Origin of the sequence: Clostridium liquoris, from assembly GCF_002995785.1 — a bacterium.
GTDB lineage: Bacteria > Bacillota > Clostridia > Clostridiales > Clostridiaceae > Clostridium_AO > Clostridium_AO liquoris.
Genome location: NZ_PVXO01000027.1, coordinates 52,931 through 67,755, shown reverse-complemented (window position 1 = coordinate 67,755; position 14,825 = coordinate 52,931). Strand labels below are relative to the sequence as shown.

Sequence of the window (14,825 nt, the reverse complement as noted above, 5' to 3'; positions counted from 1 at the left end):
AAAGTGAGAATTTTTTACCCTGTAAAAAATTCTTTCATCATTTATTATTTATTCTTTATAATTTATTCTTTGTCTTTTTATAACTATCTCTTCAATCCATTAATAACTACATCCAGCAATTCATCTACAGTGGCTATAATTTTTGAATTGGCCACATAGGCATGTTGAAATTGAACTAAATTAACCATTTCCTCATCTAAGGATACACCGGATACTGCGTCTCTGCTTTGTGTAAAACTTGTTAGAACCTTAGCTTGATTTTTAACCATTCTTCTTGCTTCCTGTTCTTGAATTCCAAGAGCATCTACCATATCTTTAAAATAGTTATCTATTTTCATACCATCTGTAGTTCCATTTATGGTTTTTACTCCATATTCATCTTCCACAAGACCTCCGCAGAAATCTTTTATATATTTATCCCTTGTAGTGCCACTTTTAATTTTTTGAATGCCCATAAGTTTATCTCTTAATCCTGCAATAGCCATAGCTCTCTTTCCATCAGATTCACCAGAAGGCGGTACATCCAATTTTGAGGCTTTTATAAGCATTGGATCTTCCACTATTTTTTTATTTACAGTTATATTAGAAGCATCTATGTCTACTTCAACTCCATCTTCATTTTTATTTACGAAGAAAGACAATTTATCTTTGGCAGAGTCATTTGTCTGCCCATGTATAGTATTTACTGAAAATGCCAATGCCCTTGCTAGGTTATTTACTTTGTCAATGTAAGTGTCAATATCCTGCTGTATGGACATATATCCTTTAAGCTCTCCAGTAGATGGAGTAAATAGTGGTACATCTTCAAAATTAACGCCTGTTGTTTTGCCGTCTGTTATAGTTTCAACTCCATCTCCTATGGTTTCAGCAGTCTTTTTCATTAAAGCTCCATCTTTATCCGTCCAAAGAATTCTACATTCATCTAATTTTTTATATTCATCAGCGTTTAATGCTACACCTTCAACAGTTACTCTATTTTCATTAGCAGTCATATCCCCATTTTTATAATAAACTATATTATAATTTCCATCCTCACGCTTTTCTATGTTGCTAACATAGGCAAACCTAGCTACACTATCTGGATCTAACGTCTGAACTAAATTAACTGGTTTGCCACCAATCATAGGTGAGTTAGCACCAGCATCTTCTCTGGTGTTTATTTCAATGGATTTAAAATTCTTTTTATCTATACTAATGCCAAATTTTGAACTTAATTGATCTAATAATAGATCCCTTCTGTCCATAAGGTCGTTTGGATTATTTCCTGATACACTTATTTGTATTATTTCTTTATTTAACTGGTCTATTTGATTTAAAAGGCTATTTACATCTATAGTTGTCTGTTTTATAAGATCTTGGGCATTGCCTTTAATTTTATTCAATTGTCCATACATATGATTTAATTCATTTGCTAAAGCCATGGACTGCTCAGATACCATGGTTTTACCATTAGATGTTTCTGGTTGCTTAGAAAGCTGCTGCCAAGAATCAAAAAACTTTCCCAAAAGTGTTGACAGTCCCGTATCACTAGGTTCGTTAAATACATTTTCTACTTGACTTAAAAATTTATCTCTACCTGAATAATTACCTTGAACACCCAATTCTACCCTTACCTGATAATCTAAAAATGTATCCCTAATTCTTTGTATTTGAGATACTTGAACTCCTGTACCTACTTGTCCAGGTGCTGCTGCATTATTCATAGAAGGTGTACAAAAAGGCCTTGTGGTTTGTAACTCTGCCCTCTGCCTTGAATACCCATCTGTATTGGCATTGGCAATATTATGAGATGTTACATCTATAGCTCTCTGGCTTGTAAAAAGGCCACTTTTTCCAATATTTAAAGTTCCAAATAAACCTGACAAACTCATTCCCTCCAAACTTTTTTCAGTTGACAATTGACAGTGGACAGTTATGGAAGAAATTTTTTACGAAGTAAAAAATTTCGATAAATTATATAATTTAAGTTTTTCTAGGCATATCCTAGGAAAACATCCTTAACTGTCAATTGTCAATTGTCAACTGTCAATTTTCTCTGTACTCTGTTCTCTGTTCTCTGTACTCTGTAATTATCTCTTCATCTTCCCATAGGCCCCATATGTCTTAGGCTGCCTATCGGGATTTAATACTTGGAGCATTCTTGTGGTATATCCCAATCCCTGCTTTATAAGTATTTCGTTTGTTTCTTTCTGAACTTTAAGCTCTTCTACTAATTTTCTAGCCTTTCTATAGTTTTCATCCAATTCACTATAATCTGAGGCATTAACTATTTGTTCCATGGATTCTCCTTTGGTTATGTTTCGTCTTTCCATTTCTAACTTTGCTATTTTTTTATTGCAATTATTAATGTCCTCTACCACTGCTTCCATTTTAAATACATCATCTTTGGCTATATACTCATGCTGCCTATCTAAACAGCCTAGTAAAACTTCAAGAGCCTTTATTTCTTCAATAATTATTCTATTTAAATCTTCAATCAACTAATTCACCACCCTTAATTCAGTTGACAATTTTCTCTGTACTCTGAATACTACCCTCTGTTTTTCATAGCATCAATTATGCCTTGCGCTACCAGCCTTGAATCTCTGTTATAAGTGCCTTTTGATACTTCTTCTTTTATCTTCTCTATTCTTTCTTTTAAATTTACATTATTTTCATCAATAGAATATGAGCTTAGACTTTTGCCTATTGAAGATATTTCTATAGTATCACTACTATTTTCTTTCCTAATTTCTTTGCTTTCTATCTGCTTTTTATTATCTCCATAGGAATTCAATATCTTATTTGCACTTATTCCATAAATTTTCATTTAATACACCCCTTATCCTACACACATACTGTTTTACAACATAGATAAATTTTTGTTGTTTTTTAATTATATTATATGTGGAATTAAACTCTCCTACATATTTCCAATTTATATGCTATTTATATTATCGTGATTAAACTTTATTTGTTTATATGTGTACACTAAAAAATAACGGCCTATACAGCCGTTATTTTTGCCTACCAAGAGACTTAACTTTTTCCTCATTACTTACTATACTAGTTATCCTTACACCAAAGTTTTCATCTACCACTACAACTTCACCATAAGCTACTTTCTTTCCGTTTACAAGGATTTCCACAGGTTCCTCAGCTAATCTATCCAGTTCAATTAAAGAACCTGTACCTAAATTTAATATTTCCCTTATATTTAATTTTGTTCTTCCTAAAACTACTGATACTTCCAATGGTACATCCATTATAAGATCAATATTCTTAGGCATAGGCGTTCCTTGAGCTTCTGCATTTAAGGGCTGGAATGCTGCCTGCTGAACCTCTATTGGTTTCTCTACAATTGGTTCAGAGCCATAATTTTGCTCAGAAGCGCCCTGGGGTGATTGTGGATGTTCAGTATTATAACCTTTTACCACCTTAGCCTGCTGTTTATGTTCCTGTGGCGGATTTCCCTTAGGTGTTTTATTAACCTGTTTCTGTTCTTTAGGCTGTTTCTGTTCTTTAGGCTGCGCTGTTTTTGCAGCTGTATCACTATTAGTATTGTTTTCTTTTCCCATCATTATGTCTACAATTTTTTTTGCTGTATATATAGGCAAAAGCTGCATTATACTACTATCTACCAATTCTCCAATGGTAAGGCTGAAGGAAACCTGAACTATGGTTTCATCCTCACTTAATTCATCAGATAGAGGAGAAGTAAGATCATTCCATATTCTTGACACAGGCGGAGAAATATTTACTTCTCTAGAAAACATAGTAGCCATGGATGTAGCCGCAGAACCTATCATCTGATTCATAGCCTCAGATACAGCGCTCTCTTCTATTTCTGATAGAGTAGTTACTTCATTAACTTTTCCATCTCCACCCATCATAAGACTAGCTATCACTGCGGCATCTGTTATTTTCATAACTAACAAATTTTCTCCAACAATACCACTGGTGTATTTAACCTCTAGAGCAATATTAGGTACCTCAAAGGTATTCTTAAGTTCCCTTAAGGTAGTAACAGTAACTACTGGAGTTGTTATGTTTACTGGCTGTCCTATTATAGTTGATAGGGCTGTAGAGGCAGAACCCATAGAAATATTTCCTATTTCGCCTAACAAATCATTCTCAAGATCGCTTAATTCAACTTTTTCAGGGCTTTCCCCTGCTGCTGCTTCTTTTGCATTATCTATTTCAATATCATTGCCAGCGCTGTTTCCGTTTAACAATGAATCTATTTCTTCCTGCGAAAGGAATCCATTACTCATAATTTTCCACATCCTTATCTATTATATCTAGTACCTGAACACCCATATTTTCCCCTATTAATCCTGGCTTACCCAAACAATATAATTCATCTTCTACCATTACTTTAGATGCACTATTAGTCTTTTCATCTAAAACCAATACATCTCCTATAGATAACTTTAGAAATTCCTCCACAGTAATATTAGTTGAACCAATTACTGCAGATACTTCTGCATCAACTACATTTAATCTATCCCTTAATTTATGCCTTGACTTATCTAAAACTTCTTCATCAGTTTGCTGGAACCAATATTGTACAACTAACTTATCCAATGTTTTTTCTATACTTAGATAAGGTATGCATATATTTATAAAGGTATTGCTTTTACCCATCTCTACAGAAAAAGTTATTAATGCTACAGGCTCATTTGGTGCCAGAGTTTGATTAAGAGCAGGATTAGTTTCCATTCCCTCTATTTCTGGGTGTACTTCTAAAATATCCTCCCAGGCCAATTTAAGATTTGATATAAGCCCTTGAGTTATATGCTTTGTAATATTTTTATCTATATCCGTAAATTCCCTTAATTTGAATTTACCATGTCCACTTCCGCCAAGGAGCACATCCATTATTTCATAAATAAACTGAGGATTAGTCTCAAAAAGAATGGAACCATCTAATGGCGCCATCTTGAATATAGTTAATATGGTAGGATTTGGAATAGAATGTATAAATTCTTCATAGGTTATCTGCTGAACAGATTCTACTTTCACCTTTACATTTGCTCTTATCTGGGCGGTTAAATAATTTGATATAATTCTTGCATAATTATCATGTATAAGTTCTAAAGTTCTTATATGATCCTTTGAAAACTTCTGTGGACTTCTAAAATCATATGGCTTTACCTTTTGATTTTCCTCTTCCTTTGGCATTTCATCTGGGGTAATTTCACCAGATGATAGAGCAGATAAAAGGGAATCTATTTCGCTTTGTGATAAAACATCTGCCATATTTCTCCCTCATTTCTTGCTAATTTGAAAGGAGTTTATCTATATCAATCAATGTAACTACTCTATCTTTAAAGTTTATAACTCCTTTTATATAAGCTCTTTTTCTATCTTCTTCTAGTTTTTCTAAAAGGCTTTCATCTACTTCTAATACTTCATCTACCTGATCAACGGTAATTCCTACCATCTCATCTTCTATATTTAAAATTATAATATTGTCTTGTTCATTACCATTATGGTTTACACCTAATAATAAATTTATATCCAATAGGGATATAATATTTCCTCTAAGATTTATAAGCCCTTTAATATGTTCTGGTGCATTAGGTACCTTTGTTATTTTCATCATATCATTTATGCTTTGAACCTTGGCAGTTTCTACAGCAAATTGTTCATTGCCTAATCTAAATATTACAACTTGCAAAGCTTCACCCCCTAATAATCAGTTGACAGATAACAGAGGACAGAGGACAGTTATTGAAGAAATTTTTTTGCTTAGCAAAAAAAATTTCATAAACTACATGATTTAAGTTTTTCTAGGCTATGCCTAGAAAAACCTCCTTATCTGTACTCTGTACTCTGTACTCTGTACTCTGTAATCTGTACTCTGTACTCTGTAATCTGTAATCTGTACTCTGTAATCTGTACTTTGTACTCTGTTTTTATTGTCCAACTACCTTATTAATTGCTTCTAAAACTCTATCTGGTTGGAATGGTTTTACTATAAAGTCTTTTGCTCCAGCTTTTATTGCATCCATTACCATACCTTGTTGTCCCATAGCAGAACACATAATTATTTTTGCTGACGCATCAAGGGACTTTATTTCTTTTACTGCCTCAATACCATCCATATCAGGCATTGTTATGTCCATAGTAACTACATCAGGTCTTTCCTTTTTATAAAGTTCTATAGCTTTTAATCCATTATTGGCTTCTCCTATAACCTCAAAGCCATTCTTTTCCAAAATATCTTTAATCATCATTCTCATAAAAGCAGCGTCATCAACAATTAATACTTTTGCCATTTTATTCCCTCCAAATTACATTACTCCTAATGAATTTAATATTATTTCTAAAGAACCGGGCATTGGGATATAATAAAAATGCCCGCTAATTTTCGAATTATCCTGTAAAAATTGAGTTTCTATGTCAAGTACATATTCATCGAATTGACCTGACTCAATAAAAGTTGTTGAAAGAATTGCACCTAACATATCATAGGCTACTGCTGGCACAGACGGTATCATAGTTAAATTCGTAAATTTAGCTATAGCATTCATATAGGAAGCAGAAATTATATTTCCAATCTCTGCTATTACTGACTGTCCCATTTCACTAACCATGTCTTCCTTTACTCCCATCAAGGTTTCTATTATGTTAACAGCTGTTTCCTTTTCAAATACAAATAGAATGTTTCCTGGAGTATCTCCTAAAACTCTTACCAATACTCCATACACAATTTCATCTCCACCTATTCCGGAAAATATTTCGTCAAAAGGAACCACATTTATAGATGGTACAGCCATATCTACCTTTTTGTTTAAAAGCTGTGATAAAGCTGTAGCCGCATTCCCAGCGCCTATATTTCCAACCTCTCTCAAGGCATCCATCTGAATAGTGGTAAGGTGTTCATATGCCATAATTTTTCCTCCTTAAACTAAAGCAGCAACATCAAGAATTAGTGTTACAAGGCCATCTCCAAGAATAGTTGCTCCTGTATATTCTTTCATACCTTGAAGTGTCTTTCCCAAAGGCTTTATAACAATTTCCTGTTGACCTAATAGAGAATCTACCATAAGGCCTATATTTTTTTCACCTATTTTAACAATGACAACATATTTTTTATTACTTTCTGATGCTTCTATGTTTAACTTTTCGTTTAACCTTATAAGTGGAATTACATTATCGTTGTAAATAATAACCTCTTTATTATTTGTTCTCTTAACCAAACTTTCTTCAAAATCAATAACCCTATCTATATATCCTAATGATATAGCCATAGTTTCACTGCCTACTTTTATAAGTAAAGCTTGTATAATTTGGAGTGTAAGTGGAAGTGCTATAATAAATACAGAACCTTTATCACGTTCACTTACTACTTCTACACTTCCTCCTAAGGATGCAATCTTTGTTTTAACTACATCCATGCCAACTCCTCTTCCAGATATATCAGTTACTTCCTCATTGGTGCTAAAGCCTTGTAAGAAGATTAAATTTATTATATCATTATCAGACATACCCTCTGTATTGATTCCTGTTTTTTCTGCCTTAGCCTTTACTTTTGCTACATCAATTCCACCACCATCATCTGATACCTTTATAATAGCCTTTGTACCTTCCTGATAGGCAGTTAACCTTATTTTGCCAACAACATCCTTGCCCTTCCTAATTCTCTCATCTTTAGGTTCAATACCATGATCTGCTGCATTTCGTATTAAGTGTATCAATGGTTCTCCTATTTCGTCAATGACAGTTCTATCTAGCTCTGTATCCTGCCCTTGAATAATAAGTTCCATTTCTTTGCCGAGCTCTACTGATAGATCTCTTACCATTCTTGGGAATCTATTGAATACTACATCCAAAGGTAACATTCTTATCTTCATTACCAAGTCCTGTAAATCAGAGGTTGTCCTAGCTACCTGTTCTAAAGTCTCATTTAAATCTGTAAGCTTATAATTTGAGCTTATCTGTTCAAGTCTTGTCCTATGTATTACCAATTCAGAAACCATATTCATAAATTTATCTAGTCTTTCTAGGTCAACTCTTACAGATTGATGCTGCTTTTTATGTGTAGCTTCTTTTCCCTTATTGGTATTTTTTATTTGTTTAACTTTATTTTCTTCTTGATTAGAGGATACTTTTTTTGTTTTGTTTTCTTCTTGCTGTTCTAATATCTTCTCCTTTACTTCAGATGTCTTCTTTTCCCCATCCTTAATTTTTTTTGCTTTTTCTTCTTTTACATTTACATTATCGATGATAACCTGATCAACTTCAGAGATATTCATCAAAATATTGTATATTTCATCTTTATCTTTGGTGGAAAGAAATACTAAGTCAATTTCAAAATCAAAATCTTCATTTTCAATATCTTCTGTACCAGGTACTGATTTTATTATTTCCCCTAGATCCTCTAAATTTTTAAAAATCAAAAAAGCTCTAGCAGACTTTAACAGTGTATCTTTACTTAGTTCTATTTTTATATGATAAGCATCAAAACCTTTATCAGTGGCCTGCTGTATAACATTTATATCATATTCATTTAAATCCATATGCTGATTTTCCTGTGTTTCGTCATTTGTACTAATTTCTTTTTCTTCTATTTTCTCTATTGCTGCTTCTGATGAATCTTCTCCAGAAGTTATTGCTTCAAGTTCTTTGATTATATCTTCTATAGGTACTTCTTCTTCTATTCCATCAGATATATTGTTAACCATTTGTTCCAAGGTATCTAAGCATTTAAAGAGAACTGTAACTACCTTTTGATTAACCTTAAGCTGTCCATCTCTAAATTCAGAAAGGACATCTTCCATCTTATGAGTAAGTTCTGCCATCTTATTAAATCCCATAGTAGCTGCCATACCTTTTATAGTATGGGCAACTCTAAATATCTCATTTAATTTATCTACATCATCTGGCTGCTGTTCTAATTGGAGCAGTGATTCATTTAGTGTTTGAAGATTATCCATAGATTCTTCTAAAAACATTGACATGTACTGTGATGTATCCATACTTACCATTCCCTCCTTATATTTTTCTGTATATAAATGTTGAAGCTTTATCAAAGCCAAAGTCTTTATAATTATAAATACTTTCTGTTGCTCCTACAAAAAGCAGCCCATCTTTATTTAAGGATTCACTAAATTTCTTATAAATTTTATCCTTTACATCTCCATTAAAATATATTACCACATTTCTACATACAATTAAATCAAAGTCTGTATCATATCTATCCAATATTAAATCATGTTTTTTGAAAGTAACCATGTTTTTTATTTTATTGTTAATTATATACTTGTCCTCTTGCTTATTAAAGTATCTTTCAAGACGTTTTTTCTCAACATTTTTTATTTCTGACTCTGAATACTCTCCTCTTTTGGCCCTCTCCAATATGGTACTATCTATATCAGTTGCCAATATAGTATGTCTTTTTGCAGGTGCTAATTCATCCAAAATCATAGCTATTGAGTATGGTTCTGCTCCTATGGAACAAGCAGCACTCCAAATCTTTAAGCTTTTATTTTTAGGTAAAAGCTCTATTTTTATTTTATCTTTCAAATCATCAAACATTTCTGGATTCCTAAAAAATTCAGATACATTTATTGTTATGAAATCCAAAAATCTTTGTCTTTGCTCTCTGTCCTTTTTTAATAATTCTATATATTCTTCTACAGAATTCACACCAACTCTAGACATGAGACTTAAAATTCTTCTATGCAATTGAGTAGGCTTATAGGCTTTTAAATCTATCCCAAACTCTTTAAGGACCCATTCTTTAAAGTATTCTAAATCCATAACTACCTCCAATTTTCCTTAGTTATCCTTACTATTTCATCTGCTATATTATTAAGAGGCAAAACCATATCTACCATGCCAGTTTCAAATGCGACCCTGGGCATTCCATAAATTGTGCAAGTTGATTCATCCTCAGATATTGTTATCCCGCCATTTTCTTTAACTTTTATTGTGCCTTCCGCACCATCCTTACCCATACCAGTAAGTACAATACTCAGCAATTTTTCCTTATATAACTTTGCTGCAGATAAAAAAAGCTTGTCTACAGCTGGTCTTACTCCCCAAATAGGCGGTTCGGAATTTAAATGTATTTTTTTATCCATTCCTACTTCCATGTGGAATCCCCCTGGAGCTACATAAACCACATTTTTTTCTATTATATCGCCTTCCTTTGATTCTACTACTTTTAATTTGCTATTACTATTTAATCTATCTGCAAACGCCTTTGTAAAAGTAGCCGGCATATGCTGAACTACAAATACAGGTACATTTAAATCTTCTGGTAACTTTGTAATTATTGAATAAAGCGCCTTTGGTCCTCCTGTAGAAGCACCTATTACCACAGCTTCTATCTTATTAAATGATTTTCTTCTTACTATATTATTTACATTTATATCTTTATTTTCTTTTTTGGCAATTTCTTTTATAGTCATAGCAGCTTCTTTAGCATGTCTTTTAATTTCGCCTTTTGTACAGCCTTCCTGGCATTTTTCATAAGCTAAATTTATCTTTGTTATAAGATCATTTTTTACTTTATCCAAATCTAAAGATATAGCACCTGAAGGTTTAGGAATGAAATCAAAGGCTCCATTTTCAAGACATTCCATAGTAAGTTCAGAAGATTTTTTTGAAAAACTACTTAAAACTATTACAGGAATATTAATTCCAATTCTTCTCATCTTCTTTAATGCAGATATACCATCCATTACAGGCATTTCTACATCTAAAGTTACTACATCTGGAGAAAACTCCTCCAGTTTAGAAAATAGATCTTCACCATTTCTTGCAGTTGTTACTACCTCCATATTGGACTGTGAATTTATCATGTCAGAAATTATTTTCCTCATTAAGGCAGAATCATCTACAACTAAAACCTTTGCTTTTTTCAATGTCAATCAACTCCATTAAATTTCTTTTACGCCCATTCCAACGGTTTTTATCTGAACTGTCCCATTGGCAGTATCAAAAATCATTGTTCTCCCCTTATTGCCGCCTATATCTTCACTTAGAACTGGAATTGAAAATTTATTTAAAACCTTTTTTACTGAAATACCATTTCTGTTTCCTATATCCATTGTCATACTTTTATCTGAGAAATTAAACATGGAAGCCCCACCAGCAATTTTAGCCTTTAAGTTTCCCTTATTTGCACCTTTTGATTCCAATTTTTCAATAAGAATAGGAATACCTAAATCTGCAAATTTCAATGGATTGGTCACATTGCTAAACTGTGTACTATCTGGCAGCATTATATGGAGTAATCCACCTATACCATTAATCTTGTCATATAATGCTATGCCTATACAGGAACCAAGTCCCACTGTTATTATTTTATCTGGTGACGTAGCTACATTTAAATCCGCAATCCCCACTCTATATTCTTTTACTTCCATAATATGCAACCTTTCATACTTTAATAAATATTCATTTTAGCAGCTTGTTATTTAAATTTAAATAAGATTCTTTTCTTCTTCCGTGAGTATAGTTTCTAAATTTAAGAAAATTACAATCTTTTCATCTATTTTTATAAGACCTTTTATATATCTTCTTGATATTCCTGCTATTATATCTGGCGGATTTTCTATATCCTTTGCAAATACATCTCTCACCTCAGATACAACATCAACCATAATCCCAAATTTATTGTCATCTTGCTTTACTACTATTATCTTTGAATCATTTTTTCTTTCATTTTCTTTTAACCCAAATCTTTTGCTCAAGGATATTACAGGTAAAATATTCCCATCATAACTGATAACCCCATCTACAAAACTTGGTGAATCAGGAAGCTTTGTAGGTTCTTGAAAACCTAATATTCTTTCTATTTCCATAATATCCGCAGCATAGTATTCATCATTAATGCAAAATATTAGTACTTTGATCTCCTTATTTGCCATAATACGCCTCCTATAATACAAATCTATCTACTGTTAGTTCACCATGATTATCTATATAAGCATGGATATCCTTGCTTGGTGTTTCTAATAGATGTTCCTTTTTCCCAACTGTAAAAATTGTATTCTGATAAGCTATATCAGCCCATATATGTCCCTTCTCCTCTACAATAAGTTTTGTAGCTACTCCTCCTATACTTCCTACAACTTTACACTTTATTTCATTTTTGGCTTTTAATTCTCCACCTCTAGCTATGCCTCTAATATCCGTAAAATATATTCCACCATTGGCAACTAATGTGGATACATATTGCCCTTTTCCAGCTACTATTATATCTCCTGAGCTGTTTATTTTAGCATCTTGGCAATAACTTATTTTTACATTTACCGGTAATGATAGCTCTCCCTTTACCTTATTTATCTTTTCATTTAAAAAATTAGCAATATCCTGCAATTCACCATAATGTCTTATGTTAATAGGGCTTAATCCTATTAATTTCCCCTTTATTATTGGAAGTAGTGTTTTTTCTCCCTCTGAATCAGATGTTAAAACTATATCTCTAGTAATTTTTATACACATTTTAGGAATATCTTTGAATTTATTTTCTATTAATATTTTAATTATTTCTCCATCTTTTTTATCCTGTCCAAGTAAATTATATTTTTTAATTTCTTCTACTGTTCCAATCAACTTTTCTAAAATATCCTTAAACTTAGTTAAATCATCTATATAATTTAACTTTGCTACATCTTCTCCCCCGCCTGTTATTTCTGAGGCTATTATATTTCCATCTATAATTATATCGCCTTTGCCCTTTATAATTGATCTATCTACCTGTTTTTTTATGATTATGGAATTGCCAGAAAGTATTTTCATTCCTTCTTTTACATTCCCATGAACTAATATATCTCCAACAAACTTCACATCTCCAGTTTTCAAATCCACATCAGTTTTTACTTCGTGAACTTTATAAACATAAAAAACATTATTTCTTACGCAGGGCTTACCTTCAATAGTGGCAATTACAGTATTACCACCCTTTAGACTGCATCCATCTGCTGTTCTTAATTGTATCCTTTTACCACTCTTATGTTTTTTTACTTTGCCAAGAATGTTTTTTCCATCTTTTCCTGGAGTACCTGGAACCTTTTTGGCTATTATATCCCCTTCTTTTACAGATTCTACTGAACCTATGCTCTTAAAATCCACATTTCCTTGTTCATCCTCTGCTAATTTTTTTAAGGTACTGTCCATAGAAAATTTGTATTCTATAGTATCATTTTTGTCGTCTATAGGCATGTCCCCTTTTGCTATAATGATATTTGTGCAATCTGTTTCTACATATTTAGCAATATTTTCTTCCATTATACCATAAACTATCCCCTTTTTGGATAATTCTTCTTTAACTTCTTCTACAGTATACTTTGGCGGCATTTTTTGAGCTTTTAATATTTTTTCTAAGGATATACTGTTGCTTTCTTTACTGTCTTTAAGTGCATATATATTTCCCGGGCTATAGGTTAAAGTCATATAGCACTCCATTTTTTCATTTGTAGTACTTATATCCAAATGTCTGGTAGGTGGTATTTCTTCTAGACATATTTCTATAGAAGATTCTTCATAAACCTCCACCTTACCCACAGCCTGTTTCCCATCTATAATAATCTTCATGGATGGATCAATTATAATAAATGCCGGTAAACCATCCTGTTTTGGATTAGTGACTATAATATTTCCATTTTCTACTTTTACTTTTCCACTTTTTTCATTATGATTTATACTATTTTCTAATATATTTGTCCCCTGGTTTCCTTCCTTATCTTTATTATTATCTATTTCAATTTTATCTAATTCTTTTTCATCTTTTCCATCTTTAGTTTCTTCTGGCGGGCATTGAGCCTTTATAACTACTTTCTTTTTAAATATCCCATTCTTTTCTTCTAGTATTTCATATTTTAAGTCTTTTTCTTCTATTTGATAAACCTTGCAAGCTTCCCCTATGCATTTTTCTAAACTGGAGTCTTTAAAAATATTTTTCATTTGTATCCCCCCACAAACTTAAATAAGATCTCCTATGCTTAAACCCTTTTTATAAATTATCGTTATTTTATCATTATTCTTTAATTATTGCTTATTTAAATCTTTTTTTATATATTCCTTAATTTTATTTCTATATGCATTCATTATAGTTGTAATTACCTTATTATCCGCTGATGCTAAATTTATTTCATCTATGTTTTTTATTGGAAGTATATCAAATGGAGTACTTGATATAAACATTCCTTCTATATTTTCAATTTCCTTATAATATAGCTTTTTTTCTATTAATTCTATATTCTCTTCCTTACATATTTCTAAAATAGTACTTCTTGTGGTACCTGGCAGCACGGCTTTTACTGGGGTGGTTATTACTTTCTCATCCTTTATTACAAATACATTTGACTTACTTCCCTCAGTTATATCTTCATTTCTATCTACCAATATGGCCTCAAATATATTTTTTTCTTTTATAAACTTGTCTAAATCCTTTCTAAATTCTGCATTCAGAACCTTTGCATTAGGATTTACCCTTTCCCTATGATACAATGCTGCAGCCACACCTTCCTCATACTGAATTTCTGTAGGAAAATTATTTTCCTCAAAAAAAGCTAAAAAACTTTTTTTGTCAAAATTAAGAAGAAATTTTAAACTTCCCTGTTCTACTTCATTGGCTTCTATAAGTTTTTTTAATCCTTCCTTTATATATGAATCTGAAATCCATGGTTGTAAATTAGTTAACTTAGCAGAATTATGAAGTCTTTCTATATGTTTTTCATAAAACAAGGGAACCCCTTCTTTAACCTTTATAACTTCATATAGATTCTTCCCTTGAAAAATCTTATCTTCTTCAAAATACTTAACATCTATCAAGTCCTCATTTAATAAAAAATACTTATTAGATATTCCCATTTTAACACTCC

Annotated in this window: 15 protein-coding genes; all 15 read right to left on the bottom strand. The window is 32.0% G+C overall.

The genetic code is table 11. The features are described from left to right. Positions 1-83: 83 nt before the first annotated feature. Positions 84-1,865, bottom strand: a complete 1,782-nt coding sequence (gene flgK, locus CLLI_RS04410; RefSeq protein ID WP_106063021.1) for a flagellar hook-associated protein FlgK — start codon at positions 1,863-1,865, stop codon at positions 84-86. A gap of 204 nt (positions 1,866-2,069) precedes the next feature. Next, positions 2,070-2,480 (bottom strand): flagellar protein FlgN, encoded by a 411-nt coding sequence (locus CLLI_RS04405; protein WP_106063020.1) that lies wholly within the window; start codon positions 2,478-2,480, stop codon positions 2,070-2,072. A 50-nt stretch (positions 2,481-2,530) separates the two neighbouring features. After that, positions 2,531-2,809: a flagellar biosynthesis anti-sigma factor FlgM gene (locus CLLI_RS04400; RefSeq protein ID WP_106063019.1), complete on the bottom strand. Its 279-nt coding sequence runs from the start codon at positions 2,807-2,809 to the stop codon at positions 2,531-2,533. A 187-nt stretch (positions 2,810-2,996) separates the two neighbouring features. Beyond that, positions 2,997-4,253: a flagellar motor switch phosphatase FliY gene (gene fliY, locus CLLI_RS04395; protein ID WP_106063018.1), complete on the bottom strand. Its 1,257-nt coding sequence runs from the start codon at positions 4,251-4,253 to the stop codon at positions 2,997-2,999. Further along, positions 4,246-5,241 carry a flagellar motor switch protein FliM gene (fliM, locus tag CLLI_RS04390; protein WP_106063017.1) on the bottom strand — a complete coding sequence of 332 codons (996 nt, stop codon included), beginning with the start codon at positions 5,239-5,241 and terminating at the stop codon, positions 4,246-4,248. Before fliM ends, fliY begins: the two co-directional genes overlap by 8 nt. A 19-nt stretch (positions 5,242-5,260) precedes the next feature. Further along, entirely contained in the window at positions 5,261-5,662 is a 402-nt protein-coding gene (locus tag CLLI_RS04385) for a chemotaxis protein CheW (protein ID WP_106063016.1), read from the bottom strand. Positions 5,663-5,900: 238 nt separating this feature from the next. Then, entirely contained in the window at positions 5,901-6,263 is a 363-nt protein-coding gene (locus tag CLLI_RS04380) for a response regulator (RefSeq protein WP_106063015.1), read from the bottom strand. 15 nt (positions 6,264-6,278) lie between these two features. After that, a complete protein-coding gene (locus CLLI_RS04375) occupies positions 6,279-6,878 on the bottom strand; it encodes a chemotaxis protein CheC (protein ID WP_106063014.1) in 600 nt (199 codons plus the stop codon). 12 nt (positions 6,879-6,890) lie between these two features. Beyond that, the gene (locus tag CLLI_RS04370; RefSeq protein ID WP_106063063.1) at positions 6,891-8,966 is read right to left on the bottom strand and encodes a chemotaxis protein CheA; all 2,076 of its coding nucleotides are present in this window, start codon (positions 8,964-8,966) and stop codon (positions 6,891-6,893) included. Between the two features lie 16 nt (positions 8,967-8,982). After that, on the bottom strand, positions 8,983-9,750 hold the full coding sequence (locus CLLI_RS04365; RefSeq protein WP_106063013.1) for a CheR family methyltransferase: 768 nt from the start codon (positions 9,748-9,750) through the stop codon (positions 8,983-8,985). Between the two features lie 2 nt (positions 9,751-9,752). Continuing rightward, positions 9,753-10,859 (bottom strand): protein-glutamate methylesterase/protein-glutamine glutaminase, encoded by a 1,107-nt coding sequence (locus CLLI_RS04360; RefSeq protein ID WP_106063012.1) that lies wholly within the window; start codon positions 10,857-10,859, stop codon positions 9,753-9,755. A gap of 15 nt (positions 10,860-10,874) precedes the next feature. Further along, a complete protein-coding gene (locus CLLI_RS04355) occupies positions 10,875-11,363 on the bottom strand; it encodes a chemotaxis protein CheD (RefSeq protein ID WP_106063011.1) in 489 nt (162 codons plus the stop codon). A 57-nt stretch (positions 11,364-11,420) separates the two neighbouring features. Then, the gene (locus tag CLLI_RS04350; RefSeq protein WP_106063010.1) at positions 11,421-11,867 is read right to left on the bottom strand and encodes a chemotaxis protein CheW; all 447 of its coding nucleotides are present in this window, start codon (positions 11,865-11,867) and stop codon (positions 11,421-11,423) included. 10 nt (positions 11,868-11,877) lie between these two features. After that, on the bottom strand, positions 11,878-13,905 hold the full coding sequence (locus tag CLLI_RS04345) for a DUF342 domain-containing protein (protein WP_106063009.1): 2,028 nt from the start codon (positions 13,903-13,905) through the stop codon (positions 11,878-11,880). A gap of 84 nt (positions 13,906-13,989) precedes the next feature. Beyond that, the gene (locus CLLI_RS04340; RefSeq protein WP_106063008.1) at positions 13,990-14,814 is read right to left on the bottom strand and encodes an aminotransferase class IV; all 825 of its coding nucleotides are present in this window, start codon (positions 14,812-14,814) and stop codon (positions 13,990-13,992) included. Between the last annotated feature and the right edge of the window lie 11 nt (positions 14,815-14,825).

Coding starts and splice junctions, on each gene's coding strand:
- CLLI_RS04400 (WP_106063019.1), bottom strand. CDS start 2,809: ATGAAAATTTATGGAATAAGTGCAAATAAGATATTGAATTCCTATGGA.
- fliY (WP_106063018.1), bottom strand. CDS start 4,253: ATGAGTAATGGATTCCTTTCGCAGGAAGAAATAGATTCATTGTTAAAC.
- fliM (WP_106063017.1), bottom strand. CDS start 5,241: ATGGCAGATGTTTTATCACAAAGCGAAATAGATTCCCTTTTATCTGCT.
- CLLI_RS04380 (WP_106063015.1), bottom strand. CDS start 6,263: ATGGCAAAAGTATTAATTGTTGATGACGCTGCTTTTATGAGAATGATG.
- CLLI_RS04375 (WP_106063014.1), bottom strand. CDS start 6,878: ATGGCATATGAACACCTTACCACTATTCAGATGGATGCCTTGAGAGAG.
- CLLI_RS04370 (WP_106063063.1), bottom strand. CDS start 8,966: ATGGATACATCACAGTACATGTCAATGTTTTTAGAAGAATCTATGGAT.
- CLLI_RS04365 (WP_106063013.1), bottom strand. CDS start 9,750: ATGGATTTAGAATACTTTAAAGAATGGGTCCTTAAAGAGTTTGGGATA.
- CLLI_RS04355 (WP_106063011.1), bottom strand. CDS start 11,363: ATGGAAGTAAAAGAATATAGAGTGGGGATTGCGGATTTAAATGTAGCT.
- CLLI_RS04350 (WP_106063010.1), bottom strand. CDS start 11,867: ATGGCAAATAAGGAGATCAAAGTACTAATATTTTGCATTAATGATGAA.
- CLLI_RS04345 (WP_106063009.1), bottom strand. CDS start 13,905: ATGAAAAATATTTTTAAAGACTCCAGTTTAGAAAAATGCATAGGGGAA.
- CLLI_RS04340 (WP_106063008.1), bottom strand. CDS start 14,814: ATGGGAATATCTAATAAGTATTTTTTATTAAATGAGGACTTGATAGAT.